This window comes from Cutibacterium sp. KB22876 (assembly GCF_059728865.1).
The window spans coordinates 281,528-306,483 of the sequence record NZ_AP040858.1; the positions used below are offsets into that span (position 1 = coordinate 281,528).

Genomic DNA, 24,956 nt, shown 5'->3' on the forward strand with positions numbered 1-24,956 from the left:
ACGGTTGTTAGCGTGGATTCCTCTGTGGACCGCTGGCCCTAGGCCAGACCCTTTGCCAGCTCGATGGCGGTGAAGTGATGTACGGCGCTGGGCTGCTCGAGCTCGTCGAGCACCGCTAGGGCCAGGTCCGCAGGGGTGATCCGCGACGTGCCATCGTGGTTGATGAGGAGCGTGTCACCGCTACGGCGATAGGCGCCGGTTCCCTGTCCGGGCTCGAAGACTGCCGACGGACTCAGGTAGATCCAGTTCTGGTTCGGATGTTCGGTACACGCGTTGAACTGGTCGAGGCTGGCCGACGCGACGTCACGCCACTGGGTCGGCACGAAGGCGGGGTCGTCCAGGACGAGCAACTCTCGATCGTGAGGTGAGCGCAAGGGCGCTGCTCCTCCCACGACCAAGACCCGGACCCCCGCGACGGCGGCGTGGTCGAGGACACGGCTGGTCAGCGGAGCCACACGGCTTTCGTCGCCGGGGGCCATGCGCACGGCGAGCACGACGGCGTCTGCGTCGTTCAGGACGGGCTGCAGGGGTGCCTCGAGGTCTGTCAGATCGAGACGAGTGACGGTGGTATGCGGGTCGTTGGTCTCCTGTGGGTTCCGCGATACGGCAGTGACGTGGTGGCCGCGGCGTGTGGCCTCCTGCGCGATCGCTGCGCCGGCCATGCCGGTGGCTCCGAGAACCGTGATGTTCATGAATTGTCCTTTCGACGATGGGTGGGTGCGGGGAGCTGGCCACAGACCATGGCGGCCAGGGCGATCGCGAAGCCGAGGTACTGCTCGGCTCCGAGGTGCTCGTGCGCGATCAGGGCGCCGAGCAGGGCGGCGACCAACGGCGAGAGAAGTCCCAGGAGGGCTGTGGACGTGACGGGCAGGCGTCGGATGCCGGTGAACCAGAGGCTGTAAGAGACCAGTGCCCCGACCAGGCCGAGCCAGGCGTACCCAAGCCAGCCACGACCGGAAATCACTGCCGGTGGCCCCTCCACCAGCAGCGCCGGGATCGCCAGCAGAAGGCCGGCGGCCGTCAGCTGCCAACCGGCCAATGCGATGGGCGAGACACCTTGGGGGAGCTTCCACTTCTTGGTCAGGACCACGCCCGTGGCCATGGCCCCTGCGCCACCGAGTCCTGCAGCCACACCCACCGGGTCCAGGGCGGCGCTCGGCCCAAGGACCACGAGAGCCACCCCCACGACACCCACGACACCCCATCCCAGGCGCCAGCCGGAGAGTTGCTCGTGGAGGACAGCCACGGCCAGCAGGGCAACGATGATGGGCTGCACCGCACCCAGCGTGGCCGCGACCCCGCCCGGAAGACGCTGCGCCGACAAGAACAGCAGGGGGAAGAACGCGGCCATGTTCAGACCGCCCAACACGAAGCTCTTCCACCACCACGAGCCGCGCGGCAGCTGCCTCGACAGGCCCACCGCGATGATCCCTGCCGGCAGCGTCCTCATGAACGCGGCGAACAAGGGGTGTCCGGCTGGGAGGAGGTGGGTGGTCACGATGTACGTTGTCCCCCACGTAGCGGGGGCCAGCGCCGTCAGACAGGTCCACAGCAACGAACTGCGGGCCCCATGGGAAGAAGTGTTCACCGATCCATCGTCAGTCGCCCACCAGCGGTGAGTCCAACACATTGTTCTCACCCAAACAATGACCTGCAATCATGGTTTAGTGGAACTCCAACAGCTCAGGTACGTCGTGGCGATCGCCGAGGAGCGCAACTTCACGCGAGCAGCAGAACGCTGCTTCGTCGTGCAATCAGCACTGAGCCACCAGATCAAGGCCCTCGAACAGGAACTCGGCACGGCACTGTTCGTGCGCTCATCCCGTCGGGTGGAGCTGACCGCCGCCGGCGAAGCCTTCCTCACGGAAGCACGCGCCAGCCTCGCAGCCGCCGACCGTGCCGTGGCGGTCGCTGCCGAGGCCGTGGGCCAGGTCCGCGGAAGCCTATCGGTAGGTGTCATCCCGACGGTCACAGCCGTCAGCGTGCCCGACATCATCGCGGCCTTCCACGCCAGCCATCCCCACGTGGACCTCACCGTGCGGGGCGGGGGAAGCAATGAGTTCATGCGCGACCTCGGCAGCGGGAGACTCGACGTGGCCTTTCTCGGCGTGGACGCCGACGTCGCCCCAGCGTCCGGACTCACCGCGCACGAGATCGCCCGAGGGCGTCTCGTCGCCGTCATGGCGTCACAACACCGGCTAGCGCACACGGGCACCCTGGCCCTGGCTGACTTGGTCGACGAGACGTTCATCGACTTCCCGGCCGGGTCACCAGGCAGACTCCAAGGCGATCGGGCATTCGCTGCCACAGGCCTTCAGCGCCGCGTGGGCTTCGAGGCGATGTCGACCGAGTTCATGCTCGCCCTCGTCGAACGTGGGTTGGGCGTCTGCCTGCTGCCCGTCGAATGTGTGCCGGCTAACCCAGCGCTGCGAGCAGTTCCCGTGGCCGATGGCCCCTGCCGGGCCGAGTACGTCGCGTGGGGCTCTTTCAATCCGAGCCCCGCGTCTCGGGCGTTCATCGAACAGGTCAAGGAATCAATCGCCCTGCACATGGTCGGCTGATGCCGGTCCCATCGATCAACGTCTCCGGTCCGTACAACTAGTGCTAGCAGATGGGTCACTCGAATTCTCGGGTGCTGCTGTCGATGTCGGCGCTGCCATGAATGCAAACAGCGAGGCAATTGACAGAGATAGAACTGGTACAAACAAGGCCTTTGTTTTCATAAACTCCCCCTTAATCAAGCTGAATCTTAGCCCCAGTTGACAACCCTTGTCCGTCAATTCGAAATTGACTAGAGCGCTCCGCTTCAGCGTGTCAAGGGGAAAGTGGATCAGACATGTTCACCAGGGCGAGTGCGGGGTATAGCTCTCTGGGTCGTGCCACGCTCGCAGGATGAGCTCGATCCGCTCAGACATGTCCGACGAGGCCTCCAGTCGGATGGGCGTCCCGGTGGTCGGATGGTAAGCGATCGCCGAGTAGAACCGCATACCCCTGGCGGTGATCCAGCGGTCCAGGCGGCCGATGATCTGGTCGCCGGCCAAGACCTTCCATGACGCCTTCGATCCCCTGGCGCGCACCGTCATCACCGACATGTGCTCCAGGTGCACGCCCTCGGGCAGTGCCACCGTCTCCTCATCGTTGAACAGCATCACCATGCCGGCCCTCGCCTCTCCACTTCTGTCCTTGTCCCTGGGGCACAAACACTGGATGTGGGCACTGACAGGTTCAGTGGGGTGACTCTCCCCTGCTGCAACGGGGACCACTGGAGGAGGTCATGAAGGCGATGTGACATGCCGCTGACGAGTTGGCCGGCGAAGGCGACATCGACCATCCCCGCGGTCCCGATTCGCCGGCCGATCCCGGAAGTCCCGGCTGGGACTTCTGAGGTTCAGGACTTGACGAGCTCGGTGCGCAGGACGTCGCGGATGACTGCTGAGACGCTCTTGTGCTCGCGGCGGGCCCGGGCGACCAGTGCGACGTCGGTCTGCTCGTCGAGTCAGGTGGCGCGTTCACAGGACTGGCCGGCGCCGGTGGCGTGGTCGGCCCCCACATTGGGCCTGCCGGGCTGGTTCCCCGGTCAGCGTGGGGCTCGAGTCGTCGGTCAGTGGAGCCTGCGACTCAGCCCAGTCGGCCATCTGGTCCCAGTCGGGGGCGGTGGGATCGGTCGCGTTTCCAGCAGTGACGATCCGATGAATGCCATGGTGTGCTCCTTGATGATGATGGTCGGGACGGGTCTCAGCGGGCCACCGGGACCGAGCGCCCGCCGATGACGGCGCGCTCGATGGTGGCGATGCCGGCATCGGTCTGGGCCAGGACTGCCAGCCAGACGGTCGGGGACAGCTCGGCGCGGACGACGTGCTGAGGGATTCTCCCGCCGAGGATGTGCAGGGTGAGGTCAACGGCCTCCAGCTCCGAGTCGCGACGGAGCTGGTCCCAGCTGGCAGCGGTGAGGGTGGTGTGGCCGGCAGCGCCAGTAAGGACAGTCATGACGATCGGTGCTCCTCAGGGCGATGTGTGTCATCGACTCCCCCGAACCGGCTCTGCCGGTTCTCGTTCGTCCAGCCAACCCCGGGCCTGCTCTCGGCACGCTGATGGTGACTGCGAGAAACAGCACCACCCCGCAGCATGTGCTGCGGGGTGGTGCCAGATTGCGTATATCGGTGCTCCTGGGGCCCCACAGGCACGGCTGTCGGTATACCGCACGATCTCAGACGCGCGTGAGGACTCCTGCGACGAGCAGGTCCTGGACACCTGTCGGCAGAGCGTCGTCGAGCAGGATGTCGGTGGCCACGATGAGCGCCTCGAGTTCAGAGGTGGTGGATGCGGACGGTGCAGTGGAGCTGGTCGTGCGGGTGTCCATGATGGTGATCTCCTGAGATGACAGAACAGAGTGGAACAACACAGAACGGGCTCGGATGAGCGCTGATCCAGTCGTTCTCCCGGATCGGGCTCCCCCGATCCCCCGCTGTGCCCCGCCCGACGTCAGCACCGACGTGGCAGACAGCCGTCACAGTGATGACAGAAAAATGTCATTGAACCGCACCGCACAAGGCATGACGAGTGGATCGTCCCGGGTTTTGTGGAGGGTGAGTAGTCACGCGGCGGCGCTCGCCGGCGTGGTGGTGTGATCGTAGTAGCGGTCCTCGACGGTGGCTGGTGGTAGCTCGTCGGGGTTGGTGCGGTGAGGTCGGGTGTGATTGTACCACTCGACCCACGAGGCGGTGGCGGCCTCGAGGTCGTCTCGGCCCTTCCATGATCGGGTCCAGACGAGCTCACGCTTGTAGGACTTGTTCAGTGCCTCGGCGGCCGCGTTGTCGTAGGAGGACCCCACAGCGCCGGTGGACGCCTCGATGCCTTCACTCAGGAGGCGGCCGGTGTAGCGAATCGATAGATATTGCGATCCGTGGTCCGAGTGCTGCACCAGCCCGGCCAGGCTGCGCCCGTCACCGAAGGATTTGGACACTCCAACCGCAGCGATCATTCTCGCCCCCTCCAATCCACCAAGGACTTTGCCGGGGGGTTGAGTCTGCCGTCCGGGGGGTGTCCCTATGTTCCCCGTCAAGCGGCGAGGGGCAGGGGTGATGGCTCTCGCGTTGGGGTGGGGGCCCGGTAGGGCTCCCGGTTCTTGAGCATGGCGAACAGGACATCACAGCGTCGGCGTGACAAGCAGATGAGGGCGGCGTTGTGCTTCTTGCCCTGGGCTCGTTTGCGGTCGTAGTAGGCCTTGGAGGTGGGGTCTGAGCGCAGTGCGGCGAAGGCGGACAGGAACAGGGCTCGTTTGAGGTGTTTGTTGCCAGAGCGGGCGGGAAACTCGCCGCGGATGCTGGTTCCGGATCGTCGGGTGACTGGGGCGAGTCCGGCGTAGGCGGCGAGGTGTCCGGCGGTGGGGAATTGGGAGGCGTCGCCGACGTCGAGCAGGATCCGTGCTGCGGTCCTGACCCCGACGCCTGGCATCGAGGTCAGGACCTCGGCAAGAGGGTGAGCATCAACAACCTGTTCGATCTGCGCCGCGAGTGCGTGTCGCTGGTCCAGCGTCTGGCGCAGCGATGCAGCGAGTTGGGGGCAGGACCTGCTCGGCTGCGGCGGTTCCGGCAACGATGACGGTCTGCTCGGCCAGGGCGGTGGTGATGGCATCGGCGAACTCTTGGGCGCCGCGCGGGTAGGCCTTGCTGATGACCCGCAGCAGCTTGGACTTCGACGCAGCGGCCATGGCCTGGGGCCCGCCGAGCTGCTCGATCACCGCGAGGCCTTGCTTGGTGGTCAACCGGGGTCCGACAACGCGTTCCAGGGCCGGGTGGATCTGGGTGAGCAATCCTCGGATGCGGTTCGACAGCCGGGTCGCTTCGGCGGCGAGGTCCTCGTCGAACCCGACCAACACCTTCAGCTCCGCGAGGGTTTCCTCGCCGGCGTCGACCCGGCGCAGGGTGTGGGGCATGGTCCTCGCGGTGTCGGCGATGACGAACGCGTCGCGGGCGTCGGTCTTGGCGTTGCCCGGGTAGAGGTCTGCTGCGCGGCGCATGGCCAGCCCGGGCAGGTAGGCGACCTGGATTCCCATGGACCGGGCGACCGCGATGGGTAGTGCTCCGATTGTGTTCGGCTGGTCAACGATCACCAGGACCCGGCCATGGGTCTGGAGCTTGTCGAAGAGTTCCTCGAGGCGCTTCTGGTCCTGGGGCAGGGGCTTGTCGAAGACCTTCCGGCCAGCAGCATCCAATGCGCAGGCGTGGTGGCCGGTCTTGCCAACGTCCAGCCCGCACCAGATGTCGAAGCCGCTGTCCTGATTCATGACAACCGCCATCCTTCCATCCCGAGATGAACGGTCGCCCGGGTGGTGATGCATCAGCTGCCGGCACCCACGTTACGAAGAGACCTTTGAAGCAGGCCGTGTCCCTATCAGCGGTCGGCTGGCGCCACCAAGCCCGGTGACAACACCCCCCGGATCATTCATGAGACAGGGGCAGCAAGTCATGCCGGGCCCGACGACCGTGACCCCTCCTTACGGGGCCACCAGCAAGGTAACGGGCAAACCTCCCCCGGCGACGTCATCGGTTGCACCAATGGTCAGGAATCAGTGGACATTAGCGCACGGTTCATCGGTAGGTGCATGGGTTGAATCAGAGCGGACTCATCAAGAGTTGGCCTTCCCTGCGAAGACCGCCCCATGCACGATCGAGCACACTGCGGCGAGTGCTACGACCGCGGCACCCCAGCGGACCAGAGCGAGGCGGCGATGAGAGCGGGCTGGCCAAACAACCGTGCGAGGCGCTTGCCATCGGTGTTGAGGCCGAAACCGTCTCGACGCGCCGCATACTGGTCGATGTTGCCGGGGAAGATGGCGGCGTAAAAACCGGCCAGGGCAACGCCAGTCAGCTCGCGATGACGCGGCAAGGCCAGCATCGCGCCCCCGAGAAGGATCTCGACGACGCCAGAACCAATGACGACGGGGTCCTTGTCGCCGGGGAACCAGTCGGGCACTTGGGCCTGGAACTCCTGACGCTTGAAAGACAGGTGGGAGACACCGGCGTAGACCATCAGGCCTCCGAGCCCGAGTCGTGCGAGGGTCTGGGAGCGGCGTGGGGATGTGGACATGGAAATGGCCTTTCTGGGATGGTGGAGCGGCAGTCGTCACTCCAGTTGGGTGGACAGGTCGTCCAGGAATGCCTTGACCTGGGCGAGTTGTTCTGGTGGAGCCGGGTACAGCGCGAGCACCTGTTCGGGAACTCTGGCTGCCCTGACACGCAAGGATCGCCCCTCCTGCGTCAGGCTGATCAGGCGACGTCGTTCGTCATTGTCACTCCATTTACGGGTGATGAAGCCAGCCTGCTCCAACCGCCGCAGCAGGGGGGTCAGGGTGCCACTGTCAAGGTGTAGCCGAGCTCCGATGTCATTGACGCCGACGGGCTCGTCGGCACGCCACAAGACGAGCATGACGAGGTACTGGGGGTAGGTGAGATCGATGCCCTCAAGCAGTGGCCGATAGGCGCGCGTCACTGCCCTGCTGGCCCTATACAGGGAGAAGCAGAGCTGATGATCAAGGTCGAGGGTCGGGTCGCTCACGTCCCAAGAGTATCGAGGATTGGGGATTGTGCACAATTTAGTTGTGCGCTACGTTGTTGGTACGGCCACGAACCACAAGTGGTCTCGCAGCTACATCACGCCAGCCAGGAGGCACCATGATTGAGATCGAGCCCGTTTACACCACCGAGGCCATCGCCACCGGAGCTGGCCGCAATGGTCACGTCCAAACTGCTGACGGCCGGTTGTCCCAGGACCTGGCCGTCCCGGTCGAGATGGGTGGCAGCGGCCAGGGGATGAACCCAGAGCAACTGTTTGCCGCCGGCTATGCCGCGTGCTTCCACTCTGCACTGCAGATGGTGGCTCGTCAGGCGAAGAAGGACCTGGGCGACTCTTCCGTGGGCGCGCGAGTCTCGATCGGCCAGGCAGGAAAGGGCTTCGGCTTGGCCGTCGCCCTGGAGGTCGTCGTCCCCGCCCTGCCCCATGACGAGGCACAGCAACTGGCCGACCAGGCCCACCAGGTCTGCCCCTACTCGAACGCCACCCGCGGCAACATCCGCGTCGACGTCACTGTCGTCGACGACTGACTCCAACGCGGCGCTAGGGGGATCCCCTAGCCGGCACTGCGGTGTGACGTCACCGTCTCGCCGTTTTGAACGACCGCAGTCACGACAATGGAGGCATCCACGAGTATGTACCGCACCCAGAACCCTTCGACGGACGAACTCATCGACAGCTGGGAGTCTCTCGACCCCAGCGAGGTAAGCGGTGTGATCAACGCCGCTGACGAGGCATTCGCTTCTTGGCGACACAGAAGCGTCGGGGAGCGGGCCGACATCTTGGCTCGGACCGCGCGCCTGTTCGAGGAGAGGGCTGACACACTCGCCGTGATCGCCGCCACCGAAATGGGTAAGCCCGTCGCCCAGGGCGTCGCCGAGGCGCAACTTGTCGCCCAGATTTTCGACTACTACGCCCAGCACGCCGACGAGCTGATGGCCGGCGACATCCTTCCGAAGCAAGGCGCAAACTCCTCCCATGTGGAGAAGGAGCCGTTGGGGGTACTGCTCGGCGTGATGCCGTGGAACTTCCCCTATTACCAGCTCGCTCGCTTCATCGCCCCCAACTTCCTGTTGGGCAACACGCTACTGCTGAAGCCGGCCTCGATCTGCGCCGCCTCGGCGCTTGAGATGGCCAAAATCCTCGACGAGGCCGGTCTGCCGAAGGGCGTGTACCAGACGATTCTCGTGGATAGCTCCCACATCGAGAGCATCATCGCCGACCCGCGTGTGCGCGGCGTCTCCCTCACGGGTAGTGAGGGGGCTGGCGCTTCGGTCGCGTCCGCAGCCGGCAAGCACCTCAAGAAGGCTGTGCTGGAGTTGGGTGGCTCCGATCCGCTGATCGTTCTTGGTGGCGACATCGACGCGGTGGCAAACAGCGCCGCCCAAGCTCGGTTGAGTAACGCCGGACAGGCTTGCAACTCGCCGAAACGGATGATCGTTCTGGACGAGTTCTACGACGCTTTCGTCGACGGCTTGTCGGCCGCATTCTCGGCGGCGACGGTCGGGGACCCCCGCGACGAGGCCACCACCGTGGGCCCGATGTCAAGCACACAAGCCCGTGACGAACTCATGGCGTTGGTTGACGACGCTGTGAGCCACGGTGCGCGCGTCGTCATGGGCGGACATCCTCGCTCCGGACGCGGCGCTTTCATGGAGCCGACAGTGTTGACCGACGTGACCCGTGAGATGCGCGCGTGGTCAGAGGAACTCTTCGGACCGGTCGCGGTCGTCTACCGGGCCGCCAATGTTGATGAAGCCGTGGCGCTGGCCAACGAGAGCGACTTCGGGCTGAGCGGCTCGGTGTGGTCCGACGACCTCGAGCTTGCCGAGCAGACAGCGCGACGTCTGGACGTAGGCATGGCCTACGTTAACGAGCACGGCACCAGCCTCGCCGGGCTGCCCTTCGGCGGCGTCCGTCGCTCCGGCTTCGGCCGCGAACTGGGGAACTACGGCGTCGACGAATTCGTCAACAAGCGCCTGGTGCGCGTGTCCGATCCGGTGACGGGCGCCCACTGACCTTCAGCCTCGGATCGGAGGCAATCCGTGAATCCGCCATGTCCAGCGCAACACACCATGTTGAAAGGAACACCCGTAATGGCCCGTATCCTGATGGTCCTCACGTCACACGATCAGCTTGGCGACACAGACCGTAAGACCGGCTTTTGGCTTGAGGAATTCGCCGCTCCCTACTACGTGTTCGGTGATGCCGGACACGAGATCACTCTGGCCTCACCGAAGGGCGGACAGCCCCCGGTCGACCCGACGAGCGCGCTGCCACAGATGCAGACCGACGCGACCCGTCGATTCGAGGCCGACGATGCCGCCAAGGCCGCGCTGGCGGCCACTGTCCGCCTGTCGGAAGTTGACCCGGCTCAGTTCGACGCCGTCTTCTACCCGGGCGGCCATGGCCCGCTGTGGGATCTCGTCGACGACCCCGCCTCGAAGCAGATTATCCTCGACAGCGACGCTGCTGGTAGGCCGCTGGGGCTGGTCTGCCACGCTCCCGGTGTTCTGCACGCCGTCAAGAAGCAGGATGGAACGTCGCTGATTGTCGACCGGTCGGTGACCGGCTTCACGAATGGCGAGGAGGAAGCCGCCGGCCTGACCTCCGTCGTCCCGTTCCTGGTCGAGGACTCCCTCACGGAGGCGGGCGCCCGCTACAGCAAGGGCGCCGACGGCGAAAGCTACGTCGTCACGGATGGGACGTTGGTCACCGGGCAAAACCCGGCCTCGTCGGCTGATGCCGCCCAACGACTCCTCGACCTGTTAACCCACTGATCAGCGCTCTGCCTAGCAGAAGGAGAAACATGACCACCCGAACCCGCGAGATCCACCTCGCATCCCGTCCCGTTGGGAAACCCACCCTGGACAACTTCCGCACCGTTGAGGTGGACCTACCCGATCTCGACGACGGCCAGATCCTTGTCCGCAACACCATCATGTCGGTGGACCCGTACATGCGCGGCCGGATGAACGACGTCGAGTCTTACGTGCCCCCCTTCCAGATTGACCAGCCGCTGGACGGCGCGGCCGTCGGCGAGGTGATCGAGTCGCGTGTGGAGCAACTTCCTGTGGGCACCAAGGTGACCCACGGTCTGGGGTGGCGCGAACACGCCATCCTGGCTGGTGACGCGGTGCGTCCGCTCACCGCTCAGGGCGTGCCGGACAGCGCCTATCTCGGTGTCCTGGGCATGCCGGGCCTGACCGGCTACGCAGGCTTGCTGCTGGCCGGTGAGATGCACCAGGGCGACGCGGTCTTCGTTTCCGCCGCGGCGGGAGCGGTCGGCTCGGCCGTCGGACAGATCGCCAGGCTCAAGGGTGCTTCCCGAGTGGTCGGTTCGGCCGGCACCCCCGAGAAGATCGCCCGTCTGAAAGAGCTCGGTTTCGACGCCGCCTTCAACTACCACGACGGCGACGTCACCGGGCAGCTCAAGAAGGCCGCCCCCGAGGGCATCGACGTCTACTTCGACAACGTCGGCGGCGACCATCTGGAGGCAGCGATCGCAAACATGCGTACCGACGGCCGGGTTGCGATGTGCGGGGCGATCAGCCAGTACAACTCGACCGAGCCGACGCCCGCGCCGCACAACCTGGCGCTGGCCATCGGTAAGCGCCTGACGCTGCGTGGTTTCGTGATCGCCAAGTACGCCGAGCAGGCGAGAGCGGACTTCGAGAAGGACATGGCCGGGTGGATCGCCGACGGCTCCGTCCAGTGGGACGAGACCGCTCGCGAGGGCCTCGACGCCGCAGCTCAGGCCTTCATCGACCTGCTCGATGGCGCCAACACCGGAAAGATGATCGTGAACGTGTGAACGGTTGGCGTGGGGGCTCTTCGCAATCGAAGGTGCAATTGGGGTCTGAACCCGCCGGCTTCGAGAAGGGGCCGGACGACGTAGTGGGTGATAAGACCTTGACACCGGCGCGTGGGCACGTGAAATCCAGCACGAGCTGGAGGACGGGAAATGGCCGGAATCATGGCCACGAAGAGCCCCCCGAAGCCGTTTCGTCAGCAAGCCGTGATCTGTGAGCCCAGAGTAGATGGGGGGACGAGCGCCCACAACAGTGCTTCAACACCTCCGAAACCAACCCGGAAAGATGCTGAGGCGCTCCTCCCCCGCCCTTATCGCGATTTCCGGCGCCGAACGACCGCAGACGCCGCTGCCACGATGGAGTCGGCCTCCAAGCCGTATTGCTCCATGAGATACCGGGTGGCACCCACCTGCCCGAACTCCTCCCTGACGCCCACACGCCACAGCGGCGCCGGCAGCTGTTCCGCTAACAGTTCCGACACGGCGGACCCCAGGCCGTTGACCACATTGTGGTTCTCACACGTGACCACGCATCCGGTCTTGGCCACGCTGCCGAGGATGACGTCGGCGTCGAGCGGCTTGATCCGGAAGACGTCCACCACCTCCGCCTGGATCCCCTGGGCGGCCAACTGCTCAGCCGCCACCAGGGCTTCCGGCACTTCAATACCGCAGGCCAGCAGCGTGACGTCCGAGCCCTCGCGGAGCACGTGCGCCCCGGAGGCACCAAAATCCATACCGTCCTCGTAGACGTCAGCGGCAGGTTTCTTGCGCTGCGTCCGAATGTAGGTCAGGCCCTTGCGGTCGTAGGCCTGACGCAACACGTACCCCAACTGCACCGGGGAGCAGACGTCGTAGACGTGAATGCCCGGGATGACTCGGACGATTCCCATGTCCTCGAAGGTCATGTGAGTGCCGCCGTTGTGCTCCGCGGTGACGCCAGCATCGGAGCCGACCAGGCAAGCCGACAGCTTCGCGTAGGCCAAGGACACGAAGATCTGGTCCATGGCGCGACGCGTCAGGAATTGCCCGAACGAGTGCACAAATGCGTACCCTCCAACGACGTTGAGACCCGCTGCGGTACCGATCATGTGCGCTTCCATGATGCCGACGTCGAGGTAATGCCCGCCCATGATCGGCTTGAGCCCGAGGGTGCTCATGGAGCTGGACAGATCCGCCTCTAACGCGAAGACCTCATTGGGGTGCTCGTGGTAGAGCTCCTCGACAGTGGCGGCGTAAGCCTTCCGCATCTCCAAACCAGCAAGCGACGTCATCGATCGGTCCCTTCTTCCACGGCCACCACGTCAAGATTGAGTTCCGCCTCCAGCAGGGAGATCGCCTGAGCGATCGCTTCCTTGCCAGCACCGTCCAACCGGAGGTGGTGGTTGTCCTTCGCGTTAGCGACGAAATCCACCCCGGCGCCCTTGATCGTGTCGAGCACCAAGCACGTGGGCCGCTTCGCTTCGCGCGCCCGGTCAAGAGCCGCAGCGATAGCCATGACGTCCTGCCCCGGGACGAGCTCGGCAGCAAGCCCGAAAGCCTCAAACTTGGCCACCAGATCGAAGGTCTGGCAGATGTCGGCCGTCGGGCCGTCCAACTGACGCTTGTTGTCGTCGACCAAGAGGACGAAGTTGGTCAGCTGCTGATGCGCGATGAACTGGGTCGCCTCCCAGCACTGTCCCTCATTGAGTTCGCCGTCACCGACCAGGCAATACACCTGATTCGACTTGCCAGCGACACGCAGCCCGTAGGCCATCCCGGCAGCAGCGGAGATTCCCTGCCCCATGGACCCCGTGGTCATTTCGACGCCCTCCACCTTGTTGCGGTCGGCGTGCGAGGGCAACTTAGTCCCGTTCGCGTTCAACGTCTCGAGACGCTCGGCCGGGAAGAACCCGACAGCGGCCAGCGTCGCGTAGAGAGCAGGGGCCGCATGGCCCTTGGACAGGACGAAGTAGTCCCGGTCTTCCCAATCGGGATGTGCCGGATCGACCTTCATGGCGTGCCCGTACAGGGCCGCCAGAGCCTCCACAATCGACAAACTGCCGCCAAAGTGGCCATACCCCGCGTGAAGCAACTCCATCAGGGTCAGACGTCTGATCGTTTGTGCTAGTCGTTTCAGATCCCGTTCCTGAGCCATGCGACTCCCCTCTCACTGGATTAGTGCGCGCCGACGCTGGTGGCGCCAGTCGATCCGGACCCGGTGGGCGCACCCTCCGCGACCGCCTTCTTCGCGCGGCGGCTGAGGACCACCGACCCAGCCACGATGACGGCGTACATCACGACGAGGCCGATGATCACACCCACCTGGCCCAGGCGGCCGAGCAGGCCGTAGTAGATACCCATCGTTATGAAGTCGAAGTCGGAGAACGTCGTGTCAGCGAAGCCGAGCGAGCCGAGCACCGGCATCAGAGCAATCGGCAGGAAGCTGATCGCGATGCCTTGCACGAAGGCGCCGAGCACCGCACCCTTCCAACCACCACGCGAGTTACCGAAGACACCGGCGGTGGCACCACAGAAGAAGTGCGGCACCACGCCGGGCAGCACGATCGGGAGCTTGGTGAGCGCCATGATCGGCATGGAGACGAGGCCGCCGACGAAGCTCGTCAGAAAGCCGATCAGCACCGCGTTCGGAGCGAACGGGAAGACGATCGGGCAATCCAAAGCGGGGATCGCGTTGGGGACCAAGCGCTCCGAGATGCCCTTGAAAGCCGGGACGATCTCGGCAAGGATCAGGCGGACGCCGGCGAGGATGATGAAGACACCAGCGGCGAAGGTGCCGCCGAGGGTGATCGCGTAGATGATGTAGTTACCCGCGTCTGGGTACTTGCTGGCCACGAAATGCGGGCCGGCGAACAGGGCGACGATCACGTAGAGCACGATCATCGTCAGAGCGATCGCGACAGTGGAGTCGCGCAGGAATGCCATGCCCTTGGGGAACTTGATCTCCTCGGTGGAGGTGGGCTTCTTGTCACCCTTGCGACCCACCAGGTGACCGATGGCACCGGCCAGCCAGTAACCGCCGCCACCAAAGTGGCCCAGGCCGACATCGTCGCTACCGGTCATGGTTCGCATGAAGGGCTGCAGAATCCACGGAGACAGCGACATGATGGCGCCGAGCGCCAAGGCTCCGACGAGAATCTGCCAGAAGCTGTGGAAGCCAGCGACGGCCATAATGACCGCGAACATGCAAGCCATGTAGAACGTGTGGTGGCCGGTCAGGAAGATGTGCTTGAACCGCGTGAAACGCGCGATCAAGATGTTGACGACCATGCCGAGCAGCATGATCCACGCCGTGGCAACGCCGTACTGCTTCAACGCAACAGCGACGATGGCCTCGTTGTTCGGGACGATGCCGCGCACGCCGAAGGCCTGCTGGAACATCGCGCCAAACGGAGCGAGCGCCTGTTGGACAACGCCGGCACCGGCAGTCAGAACCAAGAAGCCGACGAACGTCTTGACGGTGCCCTTGATGGTGTCACCAGCAGACTTGTGCTGCAGCACGAGGCCCAGCAAGGCAATCAGCGCAACTAGGAGCGCAGGCGTAGCTGCAATCGACTGCAGCAGATCCAAAACGGACTTCATGATGGTTGCCTCCGTTTTCCTAGATCAGACCCAGCTCGCGGCAGGTCACTGTGACCTTCTCGCGCAGCTCGTCCATGTCGATGATCGAGTTGAGGACGACGGTCTTCGTGTCGTAGTGCACTCCCTCGGCGACGTCGCGCGCGAGGAAGAAAACATCGGCATCGTTCGAGCTGGCAGACGAGATGTCAGAGTGTTGGACCTCGATGCCGGAGACCCCCAGCTCCTTGAGGATCTTTTCAATATTCATCTGGACCATGAAGCTGGAACCCAGCCCCGATCCACATACGGCCATGAACTTCATCTGGGCTCCTAGGACTTGTTTGTCTCGCCGAAGATGGCGAGTACTTCTTCGGGGTGCTGCGCGGCCTTGAGGGCCTCGACCGCAGCGTTGTCGGTCAGGACCGTGGCAAGTCCCTGGAGCACCTGCAGGTGCGACGAGGAATCCGTTGCGGCCAACATGATGAACAGATCGATCGGGTGCTCCTCATCGTCAAGCAGCAGGACTGGTGTCCGAGTGCGCAAGAACGACAGGGCAATGCGATTGACCCCGGCTTCGGGACGGGCATGCGGCACCGCAATGCCCTTACCGAAATCGAAGTACGGCCCCATCTTGCGGGCCGTCTCGACAACCGCGTCGACATAGCCGGACTCAACCGAGCCATCGGCGATCAACGGAGCTGCGACCCGTGCTACGGCCTCAGTCCACTGCAGAGGTTCAGCGGTGAATTGAATGCGTTCAGGGGTTAGCCCCGTGGCTTCATTGCCGGTAGTCATACATCCTCACATTCATCATGTTGTTATGACCTATTTTCAGCATACTATGTCTGCGTTCCCCTGGGGTGGGTAGCCCCCACGTCACGGGTCTAGCCTGAAGCAGGCACGAGGAGGCGAACGCATGACTGCTGGGACGATCAAGCATGTAGCCGTCCACGATCTGCTCGCTCAACAGATCGAGCGCATGTCCCCCGGCGACCGGCTGCCAACCGAGGCGCAGTTGTGCAAACAACTCAACGTGAGCCGAATCACCGTCCGGCGAGCCATGGCCGACTTGGAGCAGGAAGGCCTCATCGTCCGCGAACAGGGCCGGGGCACCTTCGCCTCCCGCCCCGCGTTACCCCAAGTGTTTCGCGAGACATTGTCGGAGCATGTGACCGGGTTTCATAGACAGCAGACCGAACTCGGCCATTCGGTGACTTCCACAGTGGTGAGCAATGAAGTGGTCTTTGACATCCGTAAGGCTGAACTCCTCAGACTCGCACCAAGCCAGCCCTTGGTTCGCCTCGAACGCCTGCGCTACGTCAACCAGCAACTGCATCAACATGTGGTCACATGGCTCGACGCCGTCACGTTCGGGGATGTGGCCCAGCACGATTTCACCGACGCGAGCCTGTTCGACTACCTGCGCTCCGCCCATGACATCCTGCTGACTCGAAACGACCTTACGATTCGAATCGTGCAGGCGAGCGACGAGACAGCCAACCTCCTGAACGTGCCGAACGGCACGTGTCTGCTGGGCATGGATTCAACAGTGTTTGCCGGAGACAGGCTTGTCGCCTACGGCATCACGACGCACGCGCCTGGCTTCGGTGAGATCGAGATCAGCTTGCAAGCGAACCCAAGCGTTTCCGAACGAGATTAGCCAAGGCCAGCGTGACTCGCGCCTAGCCGGGAGCCGAATCAGGGAAGATCAGCCAGAAAGGCACGAAAGGCGTGCAACCCCTCTGGCCGCACCGTGAAATGAGCCCAGCGTCCCCGCATTTCCTTGTCGACGAGACCTGCTTCCACGAGTTTCTTGAGGTGGTGGGACAGCGTCGGCTGACTCACCCCGAACAGGCCATCGAGATGGCAGGCGCACACACTGGCGCCACTGTTCGCCGCGATGTGGTGGAAGACGCGCAACCGCACTGGATCCGACAACGCCTTTGCCACGACGGAGAGCTCCTCGGCACGCGAAACCGGCAGAGGTGACGAGTCGGGCTCACACACATCGTCGGCCGACACAACTGGAAGCGTCGTCTTCATGCCGATAATCCTACCGTCGCCATATTGACGCCCATCAATACGACCTCCTACTATCAACATATAGACGCTCATCAATGTGATCGCAGGAGGTCCAGATGCCCACCATCCGTGTCTACGAGCCCGCACTGTGTTGCAACACCGGGGTATGCGGCGCCGATGTCGACCAGGAACTCGTGACCTTCACCGCCGATGTCAACGCCCTCCAGGCACAGGGAATCGACGTGCAGCGAGCCAACCTCGCCACCGACTCAACTCGGTTCACCGAGAACCCAGTCGTCGTCACTTTCCTCCAGACCGCAGGTTCCGAGGCCCTCCCCCTCACCCTCGTCGACGACGTCACCGTCCTCACCGGTCGTCACCCCAGCCGCGACGAGATGCTGCGCTGGGCCGGCCACACTGACACCTCGCCACATGTCGAGCTTCCCGTCATTGAGGACTGCTGCTCAGATCACGGCACATCCACGTCCTGCTGCGGGGACTCTCAGCGGTCCTCCGGTTGCTGCTGACCACACCAGAACGTCAGGAGATCACGATGGTCCAGTTCCTCGACGATGCCCCTCGTCACATCTTCTTCACCGGGAAGGGCGGGGTGGGAAAGACGAGCGTCGCGTGTGCCACCGCGGTCGAACTGACACGCCGGGGCAAACGAGTCCTCATCATCAGCACCGACCCTGCCAGCAATGTCGGTCACGTCTTTGGCCAGACGATCGGCAACCGCATGACCCCGATCGACGCCGTCCCCGGACTCGACGCCCTCGAGATTGATCCGGAGCAAGCGGCCGAGGCCTACCGCAATCGGATCATTGACCCGGTGCGCGCCATCCTTCCCCCCAGCGAGATCGCCACGATCACCGAACAGCTCTCCGGGTCATGCACTGTTGAGATCGCGTCGTTCAACGAGTTCACCAACCTCTTGGCTGATCCGTCTCGTACCGCCGGCTACGACCACGTCATCTTCGACACCGCACCCACCGGCCACACCATTCGCCTCCTCCAGCTACCCGGCGACTGGACCGCCTACCTCGATGCCGGCAGGGGCGATGCCTCCTGCCTGGGCCCGATGTCTGGTCTGGACAAGAGCAAAAACACCTACCGAGCTGCAGTCGAGGCCCTCACGGACCCCGATGTCACCCGCCTCGTTCTCGTGGCACGGGCCCAGCCGTCGAGCCTGCACGAAGTGAACCGCACTCTCACAGAGCTCGCCGAGACCGGCATCCAGGCTTCGCACCTCGTCATCAACGGCCTTCTCCCCCATGCCGACGACGCCGATCCCCTCCACCACGCCATTGAGGAACGCGAACACGCGGCCCTGGAGGCCATGCCAGCCGGTCTCGCTGCCCTTCGACGCGACGACATACCCCTCAAGGCGACGACCATGATCGGCGTCGACGCTCTTTCCCGCATGTTCACCAGCGACGAGGCCCATCGCTCCCCCGACGACGTCATCGTCGACCTGCCCGAGCAGCCTGGTCTCGACGAACTCGTCGACGACCTCGCCAGCCAGGATCACGGCCTCGTCATGACGATGGGCAAGGGCGGTGTCGGAAAGACGACGATCGCTGCCGCCATCGCGACGGAACTGGCTCGTCGTGGGAAGAAGGTCCTTCTCACGACGAGTGATCCAGCAACTCACCTTGCCGCGACACTGGCTGGAGAGATGGCTGGCTTGACGGTTGACTCCATTGACCCCGAAAGGGCGACCCAGGCCTATCGCGAGCGCGTCATGGCAACCCGAGGAAGCAGCCTCGACGAGGAGGGACGAGCCGCACTTGCCGAGGACCTACGCAGCCCCTGCACCGAGGAAATCGCGGTCTTCCAGGAGTTCAGCCACGCTGTCAACACGGCCCGTCATCAGTTCGTCATCATAGACACCGCCCCAACCGGCCACACCCTTCTCCTCATGGACGCCACCGGCTCGTACCACCGGGACGTCCTGCGTCACATGGATTCCGCGCAGCGTCTCCATACGACGACCCCACTCATGTGCCTGCAGGATCCAGAGCACACCAAGATCATTATCGTCACCCTGCCGGACACCACGCCGGTCCTTGAGGCGACGGCACTCGTGACGGACCTTGCCCGCGCCGACATCCACCCCTGGGCATGGGTCGTCAACAACTCGCTGGCAGCCGCCCACCCCACGAGCGCCCTCCTGGGACGTCGGGCCCGCGACGAAGTGACCCAGATTGAGAACGTGACCGCACAGGCCACCCGCTGGGCTGTCGTACCAGCCCTAGCCAACGAACCCATTGGCCAGGCACACCTCGCGGCTCTCGCTTCAGGGACGGAGGATCCTTCCTGACGGCCACTTGTCCAGGTTCCCCATCACAGTGACCATTCGTTTCCTTTCATCAGACGAAAGTGCAACAACCTCGCCGCGCGGTGGACCGACTGGGGCGTGACTTCTTACCTTTTTGTTGTCAGCCGGACTCAGCCGGCACATGCACCCCCACCAGGTGCCGACCAACGCAAGGAGGACACCCATGATCAAGAATCGCCTCGTCGCCGCTAGCGCAGCTGCCGCCCTCGCCACCGGAACCGCTCTCATGGCCGCCCCGGCCCACGCGGCCGACGCCACCCCCGCCCCGACCCTTGCTCCGTCCGTCACCGCCATCGACACCTCGAAGCTGCCGGTCCAGATCGACTTCGACTGCCTCAAGAACAACGCCCACGAGCGTCACCAGACCGAGATCAAGATCGCCAAGATCCTCATCGAGAATGGCACCGCCAAGACCAAGGCCGTGGCCGTCGACTCCGCCAAGGAGATCGTCAGCACCGTTCTGAAGAACCCTGCTCTGCTGACCGACAAGACCGCCCTTGTCAAGAAGGTCGTCAAGATCGTCGCCGACAATGCGCGCAAGGCCTTCGGCGACACCTCCGACCTTGGCGACCTGAAGCCGCTGGCTCAGGAGATCGTCGCCAACCTCAAGAAGGCCAAGGTCTGCTTCACCATCAACCTGCCCGGCAAGACCAAGCACGTCGGCCACCTCGGTGACATCCAGACCGCTGCCTGGGTTCCCGCCAACCAGGTGCGCTGAATCCAAACTGTGAATAACTTGAGCCAGGCAACCGTGTGACTCATGTCGCCTGGCATTAATGGGGCTGCAGGATCATCCTGCAGCCCCATCTGGTCGCATCACCACCCGTTGCCATCGACAATATCGTCGCCCCGATCCACCATCCCCGCCCGCCAAGGGCTCAACCGTCCAGCGTCCGCACGGCTGTGCACGAATCACATTTGCTCCGCGACCATCTGACCAATTCCAGACGTGCACACGTTCACAGGTCTGCCGAATGAACCCGCGCCCCCTAGTCTCACGACACGAGCCGCACGGCTAGCCATTTCAGAGCAAAGGAGCTTGGACATGATCTTTATGAAGAAAATGAGCGCATTGGCCATCGCCGGCACCATGGCCATCACCGGGGTCTCCATGACGGCGTCTCCCGCCCTCGCTGCCGACAATGCCTCGACCCCGGTGGCCGCGGTCTCCGCCCAGCCGAAGCTCATCACCGGCTACGTCACCAGCACCGATCACTGGGGTACCAAGCTCTTCTTCCGCAAGAACATCGTCCCGAACGCCAAGGGAGCAGTCGTCATCGTCCATGGCGCCGCTGAGCACTCCGGCCGTTACGACTACCTGGCCAAACGCCTCAATGACGCCGGCTACTCGACCTACCGCTTCGACCACCGCGGACACGGACGCAGCGCTCGTCCCTACGTCGACAACACCATCCCGCGCGGCAACATCGACGACTGGCACAACCTCGTCAATGACGTCCACCAGTTCGTCAGCACTGCCCACCAGGAGAACCAGGGCAAGAAAGTCTTCCTCTTCGGCCACTCGATGGGTGGTTTCGCCGTGCAGTCCTACGGCGCCAAGTACCCGGGCACCGTTGACGGCATCGTGAGCAACGGTGGCGGCATCGCCGTCAACCCGTGGGGCCATGACACCGAGGAGCCCGAGATCATCACGGCTCACGACCTCACCGAGGCTGAGAAGAACGCCGATCCGACCATCAGTCAGAAGCTGCCCATGGAGAAGCTCACCAGCTTCAACGGCATCCTGCTGACCCAGGCCGTGCGCAATCCGAAGGCGATTCACCTGCCCTCGACCGTCGCTGAGGCCTTCATCCAGTTCACGAACCCGCTGTCGAGCGGCGTCTGCACCGACCCGGCCGTTGTCGAGGACTACAAGAAGGATCCGTACAACAACAAGTACATGAGCCTCGGCATGGTCAAGCAGATGGGGGTGGCCCAGACCTACAACGCCTTCAACGCCCCGTCCTTCACCGAGCCGACCCTCATCATGCACGGCGCAAACGACGGCATCGTCCCGGCCTACTTCGACACCAACTGGTACAACGCCATTGGATCCACCGACAAGAAGGTCATCCAGTGGAAGGGCCTGATGCACGAGACCATCAACGAGCCGGTCAAGGATCAGGTCGACGACACGATCATCAACTGGATCGACGCCCACAACAAGTGACCTTCATCCTGTGATTTCCTGACAGCGGTTGGGCCGGAACAAGACCGACCCAACCGCTGTGTCTGTGCAGCCCATAAGTCAGTGACGGATTACCCTCACAGTGGCGTCACAGCGCAGTCTGGTCCTTTTCCCTCGCGACACGGCAAGCCCATTTTCGGGGATCCGAACATACGCTGTAAGGTCTCCCTCATGTTGCTGAAGCCTTCCCTTACTCGGAGAGTCGCTGTCGTCGCACTCACGGCATGCCTGACCCTGAGTGCCTGCTCCTCGAACGATGGGCCCAAGGATTCTGCCCAGTCAGGAGGATCCCCGAGCTCCGGCTCGGTCGACGCCACCTTGACGAAGATCCCCGCAGCACGGGCCGGCGCAACTGACATCACCTTCAAGGCCGCCCCGGAGAAGGTCAGGGCCACCTACCCCCGCTTCGCGAAGGCACGGAACCTCAGCATGGCGGTCGAGGTCATCAAGGGCCGTATGCTGCGCGATTCCTGGCAGCAGGACGCCTCTGACGTCAACGTCACCTCCCAGATCATCGCCTCCAGCGACGCCGTCCTGGGGGTTCTGGTGACCAACACGACGACCGTCAAGGGAAAGAAGCAGACGATCCCGGCAAGCGTCTGGTACTCGACTGGGGCCAAGCAGTCGTACTCCTCCCCGGCACTCGTCAAGGCTGACCAGTGGGCCAACCTGACAACGGCCCTGCAGGAAGCTGGCAAGGACCAGTCCCTCGACGGCGGCAAGATCGCCACGGCCGCCAAGGCCAAGTCCGCCCCGTACGGCAACGGCCCCGCCCTCGGTTTCGACCATGACGGTGACCTCCTGGCCACCTTCGCCTCAGGCGTCCTCAGCGACCATCCCATCACCCTCGTCGTATCGTCTGACAAGGCCAGGGGAATGCTCAGCAGCTTCGGCACCCAGGCCCAGAAGGCATCGACGAATCCCGGCAAGTTCACTGGGACGACGTCGCAGCCAGTCGACGAGTCCCTCAAGTCCACCGACACCTCGACTCGCCCCTCTACGGCCGTCGGTCCGGATTGTCGGGTACTGCACTGCGTCGCCGTCACCTACGACGACGGGCCCAGCGCGATGACCCCGGAACTCCTCGACACCATCAAGAAGTTCAAGCTCTCGATCACCTTCTTCCAGATGGGCAACAGCATCAAGGCATTCCCGGAAACTGCACAAAAGGTGGCCGCCGCAGGCATGGAGATCGGCAACCACACGGTGACCCACCCGAATCTTCCGGTGAAGACCCCCGACCGTATTCGTCGCGAGTTGGAGCACAACTCCCGGCTCATCAAGGAGTTCACGGGTGCCACCCCGCTGCTCTTCCGTCCGCCTTACGGCGCCCACAACGACACCGTCGACGAGGTCGCCAAGGAGAACGGCATGGCGATCATGCAGTGGCAGATCGACAGCGAGGACTGGAAGAACCGTAACCCTGACATGACGTACAAGAATGTCATGACGGCTCTGCCCTACACCGCACCCATCGTCCTCGAGCACGATATCCAGAAGGCATCGATTGACGCCGCCCCGCGGATCTACAAGGATCTGGAGGCCAAGGGCAAGACGATCGTCAGCGTCAGCGAGATCTCCCTCAACACCGGCGGCTACCAGGCTGGCCATGCCTACTGCAACGGCACGGTCAAGGAACAGAGCGGCTACAACTGCAAGGGATGAGAATCCAACCGGGAGCGCGCACGGCTTGGGAGGGCCTCGCCCTGCTGGCCTGTGCCGCGCTCGGATTCCAGCTGCTCATCAGTGGCCGGGTGCACCTCTTCGTGGGCACCATCATCACCACGTTGCTGTGGATCGCATGCCCCATCCTGACGATCATGGGTTTGTGGACCCTCGTCCGGGCAGTGCGCCACCCGAACACTGCCGGGCACCACAGAAATCGGATCGGCATGCTCATCGTCGCCCCCGTCGCGCTGGGGATGTTCGTCCCGCTGCAGCCGCTGTCCTTGCTGGGGGCCGCCAGTTACCGTCCGGCAGTCCGCAGTGCCAGCCCATCCCCGGACCAAGATTTCTCGGACTCGTGGAACGACGGACCGCCCAAGGCACCCAAGTCGGTGTCCCCGGTGGCCATCGATCCCAAGACCGGAAAAACCGTCGGCGGATACGACAACGGCGGCGACAACATCGGCTCGGACCGTAACGGCCCGATGGGCCCACCGCCACAGCATTGGCCTGCTCTCAAGGGCAATCCGGCCGAGCTCACCATCTATGACTACGTGCAACGAGCTGACGATTCTCGCGGCATCGCCACTCTCAAGGGCCGCAAGCTGACGATGATCGGCTTCGTCAGCGCCGCACCTGAGGACCCCGACCACGCCTGGGTCCTCGCCCGGCTCAAGATGTGGTGCTGCGTCGCCGACGCCCTGCCCTTCATGACGACGATGGTCGATGCCCCGTCGCGTCCTGCTGGCGGCTCGTGGATCCGCGTCACCGGCACCTATCTGCCCAGTTCTGCCAACGGTGACACCCGTTTCAAGGTGGATCGCTTCGAGAAGATCCCCGTCCCGGAGAACCCCTACATATGAGCGAGCTGCCACCCCAGGCCAATGCCTGGCTCGTCATCTTCGTCGGCATCTGGCTGCAGGCGCTGCCCTTCCTGCTGCTCGGGACGGTCATCTCGTCGACGCTGACGGCCTTCCTCAAACCACACACCCTGGCCCGCTTCCTGCCACGCCGCACCGCCATGGCCGTTCCGGTCGCTGGTCTCGCCGGTACTGCTCTTCCTGCCTGTGAGTGCGCTTCCGTACCCACGACCAGGTCCCTGGTGAGGGCAGGGGTCCCGACCGCCGCCGCGCTGACCTTCATGGTGGCCTCCCCCGCCATCAACCCAGTCGTCATCACCGCAACCGCGATTGCCTACACCGTCAACCCCAAGATGGCCCTGGCTCGATTCATGGCCGGGCTGCTGGCTGCCGTCCTCATCGGCCTGGGATGGATCTGGTTGGGACGTCCACTACGCGGAGTCGACGACGGGTCAGCAGGATCAGCTGTGGAGGAAGCCTCCTGCGGAATCCATGGCCATGCCCCGGGACGTCGCACACTGTCGACGATGACCGAAACCTTCCGCAGCGAGTTGGCCCATGACTTCATCCAGTCGTGCGGATTCCTCGTCATCGGCGCCGCCATCGCCGCCACCGTCAAGGTCTTCGTCCCGACTGCCTGGATGCAGGCCCTGACGAGCAATGTCCTGCTCGAGGCTGCTGTGCTGAGCCTGTTGGCCGTCATCGTCGCACTGTGTTCGGAGGCCGACGCCTTCATGGCCGTCTCCCTGACGAGCTTCTCCCCCACCGCTCAGCTAGCCTTCCTGGCCATCGGGCCGGTCGTCGACGTCAAACTCATGGCGATGGAGGGTGGAGCCTTCGGAGCCGGGTTCCTGAGGCGGTTCGTCCCCCTCGCAGCGTGCTGCTGCTTCCTCTCGGCTCTCCTCATCGGCACAGTGCTTTTCCCCTCCTGAGGGCCTT

General features: G+C 64.0%; 28 protein-coding genes and 1 pseudogene. 13 read left to right on the forward strand and 16 right to left on the reverse strand.

Going from position 1 to position 24,956, the window contains the following annotated elements; genetic code table 11:
• Positions 1 to 38 precede the first annotated feature (38 nt).
• Both AC6I1W_RS01290 and AC6I1W_RS01295 read right to left on the reverse strand, forming a co-directional pair.
• Positions 39 to 692, reverse strand: a complete 654-nt coding sequence (locus tag AC6I1W_RS01290) for an NAD(P)-dependent oxidoreductase (RefSeq protein ID WP_036316262.1) — start codon at positions 690 to 692, stop codon at positions 39 to 41.
• Positions 689 to 1,630, reverse strand: a complete 942-nt coding sequence (locus AC6I1W_RS01295) for an EamA family transporter (protein ID WP_200869978.1) — start codon at positions 1,628 to 1,630, stop codon at positions 689 to 691. The genes AC6I1W_RS01290 and AC6I1W_RS01295 overlap by 4 nt, the downstream gene beginning before the upstream one ends.
• 37 nt (positions 1,631 to 1,667) lie before the next feature.
• Here AC6I1W_RS01295 and AC6I1W_RS01300 point away from each other — a divergent pair, with 37 nt between their 5' ends.
• A complete protein-coding gene (locus AC6I1W_RS01300; protein WP_284956427.1) occupies positions 1,668 to 2,561 on the forward strand; it encodes a LysR family transcriptional regulator in 894 nt (297 codons plus the stop codon).
• A 279-nt stretch (positions 2,562 to 2,840) separates the two neighbouring features.
• Here AC6I1W_RS01300 and AC6I1W_RS01305 read toward each other — a convergent pair whose 3' ends face one another.
• From AC6I1W_RS01305 to AC6I1W_RS01340, 8 genes and pseudogenes are all read right to left on the reverse strand, one after another.
• Positions 2,841 to 3,155, reverse strand: coding sequence for a beta-ketoacyl synthase (locus AC6I1W_RS01305; protein ID WP_117189750.1), 315 nt, complete (start codon positions 3,153 to 3,155; stop codon positions 2,841 to 2,843).
• A 233-nt stretch (positions 3,156 to 3,388) separates the two neighbouring features.
• A complete protein-coding gene (locus AC6I1W_RS01310) occupies positions 3,389 to 3,472 on the reverse strand; it encodes a hypothetical protein (protein ID WP_270595804.1) in 84 nt (27 codons plus the stop codon).
• A gap of 263 nt (positions 3,473 to 3,735) precedes the next feature.
• Positions 3,736 to 3,987, reverse strand: a complete 252-nt coding sequence (locus tag AC6I1W_RS01315; protein ID WP_065673669.1) for a hypothetical protein — start codon at positions 3,985 to 3,987, stop codon at positions 3,736 to 3,738.
• A 220-nt stretch (positions 3,988 to 4,207) separates the two neighbouring features.
• Positions 4,208 to 4,360, reverse strand: coding sequence for a hypothetical protein (locus AC6I1W_RS01320; RefSeq protein ID WP_171048669.1), 153 nt, complete (start codon positions 4,358 to 4,360; stop codon positions 4,208 to 4,210).
• Between the two features lie 234 nt (positions 4,361 to 4,594).
• Positions 4,595 to 4,981, reverse strand: a complete 387-nt coding sequence (locus AC6I1W_RS01325; protein WP_081302678.1) for an integrase core domain-containing protein — start codon at positions 4,979 to 4,981, stop codon at positions 4,595 to 4,597.
• 77 nt (positions 4,982 to 5,058) lie between these two features.
• Positions 5,059 to 6,286: pseudogene (locus AC6I1W_RS01330) on the reverse strand (IS110 family RNA-guided transposase).
• Between the two features lie 404 nt (positions 6,287 to 6,690).
• Complete coding sequence (locus AC6I1W_RS01335; protein WP_065673880.1) at positions 6,691 to 7,089, reverse strand: DoxX family protein; 399 nt, start codon at positions 7,087 to 7,089, stop codon at positions 6,691 to 6,693.
• Positions 7,090 to 7,125: 36 nt separating this feature from the next.
• Positions 7,126 to 7,557, reverse strand: coding sequence for a MarR family winged helix-turn-helix transcriptional regulator (locus tag AC6I1W_RS01340; RefSeq protein ID WP_065673879.1), 432 nt, complete (start codon positions 7,555 to 7,557; stop codon positions 7,126 to 7,128).
• A gap of 116 nt (positions 7,558 to 7,673) precedes the next feature.
• Here AC6I1W_RS01340 and AC6I1W_RS01345 point away from each other — a divergent pair, with 116 nt between their 5' ends.
• From AC6I1W_RS01345 to AC6I1W_RS01360, 4 genes are all read left to right on the forward strand, one after another.
• Entirely contained in the window at positions 7,674 to 8,102 is a 429-nt protein-coding gene (locus AC6I1W_RS01345) for an organic hydroperoxide resistance protein (RefSeq protein ID WP_023034785.1), read from the forward strand.
• Positions 8,103 to 8,207: 105 nt separating this feature from the next.
• Entirely contained in the window at positions 8,208 to 9,590 is a 1,383-nt protein-coding gene (locus tag AC6I1W_RS01350; RefSeq protein ID WP_270236891.1) for an NAD-dependent succinate-semialdehyde dehydrogenase, read from the forward strand.
• A gap of 78 nt (positions 9,591 to 9,668) precedes the next feature.
• A complete protein-coding gene (locus AC6I1W_RS01355; RefSeq protein ID WP_065673877.1) occupies positions 9,669 to 10,352 on the forward strand; it encodes a type 1 glutamine amidotransferase domain-containing protein in 684 nt (227 codons plus the stop codon).
• Positions 10,353 to 10,381: 29 nt separating this feature from the next.
• The gene (locus AC6I1W_RS01360) at positions 10,382 to 11,386 is read left to right on the forward strand and encodes an NADP-dependent oxidoreductase (protein ID WP_117189465.1); all 1,005 of its coding nucleotides are present in this window, start codon (positions 10,382 to 10,384) and stop codon (positions 11,384 to 11,386) included.
• A gap of 308 nt (positions 11,387 to 11,694) precedes the next feature.
• Here the strand turns inward: AC6I1W_RS01360 and AC6I1W_RS01365 are convergent, their stop codons facing one another.
• The 5 genes from AC6I1W_RS01365 to AC6I1W_RS01385 are packed head-to-tail and all read right to left on the reverse strand — an operon-like array spanning position 11,695 to position 15,736.
• Entirely contained in the window at positions 11,695 to 12,654 is a 960-nt protein-coding gene (locus AC6I1W_RS01365) for a transketolase family protein (RefSeq protein WP_117189466.1), read from the reverse strand.
• Complete coding sequence (locus tag AC6I1W_RS01370; RefSeq protein WP_065673874.1) at positions 12,651 to 13,517, reverse strand: transketolase; 867 nt, start codon at positions 13,515 to 13,517, stop codon at positions 12,651 to 12,653. The genes AC6I1W_RS01365 and AC6I1W_RS01370 overlap by 4 nt, the downstream gene beginning before the upstream one ends.
• A 20-nt stretch (positions 13,518 to 13,537) precedes the next feature.
• A complete protein-coding gene (gene ulaA / locus AC6I1W_RS01375; protein WP_249361299.1) occupies positions 13,538 to 14,950 on the reverse strand; it encodes a PTS ascorbate transporter subunit IIC in 1,413 nt (470 codons plus the stop codon).
• Positions 14,951 to 14,981: 31 nt separating this feature from the next.
• The gene (locus AC6I1W_RS01380) at positions 14,982 to 15,263 is read right to left on the reverse strand and encodes a PTS sugar transporter subunit IIB (protein WP_117189468.1); all 282 of its coding nucleotides are present in this window, start codon (positions 15,261 to 15,263) and stop codon (positions 14,982 to 14,984) included.
• An 8-nt stretch (positions 15,264 to 15,271) separates the two neighbouring features.
• Positions 15,272 to 15,736 (reverse strand): PTS sugar transporter subunit IIA, encoded by a 465-nt coding sequence (locus AC6I1W_RS01385; protein WP_065673872.1) that lies wholly within the window; start codon positions 15,734 to 15,736, stop codon positions 15,272 to 15,274.
• 121 nt (positions 15,737 to 15,857) lie between these two features.
• Here AC6I1W_RS01385 and AC6I1W_RS01390 point away from each other — a divergent pair, with 121 nt between their 5' ends.
• Positions 15,858 to 16,601, forward strand: coding sequence for a GntR family transcriptional regulator (locus AC6I1W_RS01390; RefSeq protein ID WP_065673871.1), 744 nt, complete (start codon positions 15,858 to 15,860; stop codon positions 16,599 to 16,601).
• 38 nt (positions 16,602 to 16,639) lie between these two features.
• Here AC6I1W_RS01390 and AC6I1W_RS01395 read toward each other — a convergent pair whose 3' ends face one another.
• Positions 16,640 to 16,984 (reverse strand): ArsR/SmtB family transcription factor, encoded by a 345-nt coding sequence (locus AC6I1W_RS01395; RefSeq protein WP_117189469.1) that lies wholly within the window; start codon positions 16,982 to 16,984, stop codon positions 16,640 to 16,642.
• A 95-nt stretch (positions 16,985 to 17,079) separates the two neighbouring features.
• Between AC6I1W_RS01395 and arsD the strand changes: the two genes are divergently transcribed.
• The 7 genes from arsD (at position 17,080) to AC6I1W_RS01430 (ending at position 24,949) form a co-directional block, all read left to right on the forward strand.
• The gene (arsD, locus tag AC6I1W_RS01400) at positions 17,080 to 17,490 is read left to right on the forward strand and encodes an arsenite efflux transporter metallochaperone ArsD (protein ID WP_015581963.1); all 411 of its coding nucleotides are present in this window, start codon (positions 17,080 to 17,082) and stop codon (positions 17,488 to 17,490) included.
• A 26-nt stretch (positions 17,491 to 17,516) separates the two neighbouring features.
• On the forward strand, positions 17,517 to 19,286 hold the full coding sequence (gene arsA, locus AC6I1W_RS01405) for an arsenical pump-driving ATPase (protein WP_015581962.1): 1,770 nt from the start codon (positions 17,517 to 17,519) through the stop codon (positions 19,284 to 19,286).
• A gap of 181 nt (positions 19,287 to 19,467) precedes the next feature.
• Positions 19,468 to 20,022 (forward strand): hypothetical protein, encoded by a 555-nt coding sequence (locus AC6I1W_RS01410; protein WP_117189470.1) that lies wholly within the window; start codon positions 19,468 to 19,470, stop codon positions 20,020 to 20,022.
• Between the two features lie 327 nt (positions 20,023 to 20,349).
• Positions 20,350 to 21,474, forward strand: coding sequence for an alpha/beta hydrolase (locus AC6I1W_RS01415; protein WP_004809635.1), 1,125 nt, complete (start codon positions 20,350 to 20,352; stop codon positions 21,472 to 21,474).
• A gap of 189 nt (positions 21,475 to 21,663) precedes the next feature.
• Positions 21,664 to 23,157, forward strand: a complete 1,494-nt coding sequence (locus tag AC6I1W_RS01420) for a polysaccharide deacetylase family protein (RefSeq protein ID WP_015581960.1) — start codon at positions 21,664 to 21,666, stop codon at positions 23,155 to 23,157.
• Entirely contained in the window at positions 23,154 to 24,020 is an 867-nt protein-coding gene (locus AC6I1W_RS01425) for a TIGR03943 family putative permease subunit (RefSeq protein ID WP_004809637.1), read from the forward strand. The genes AC6I1W_RS01420 and AC6I1W_RS01425 overlap by 4 nt, the downstream gene beginning before the upstream one ends.
• On the forward strand, positions 24,017 to 24,949 hold the full coding sequence (locus AC6I1W_RS01430; protein ID WP_004809638.1) for a permease: 933 nt from the start codon (positions 24,017 to 24,019) through the stop codon (positions 24,947 to 24,949). The genes AC6I1W_RS01425 and AC6I1W_RS01430 overlap by 4 nt, the downstream gene beginning before the upstream one ends.
• Positions 24,950 to 24,956: the final 7 nt, after the last annotated feature.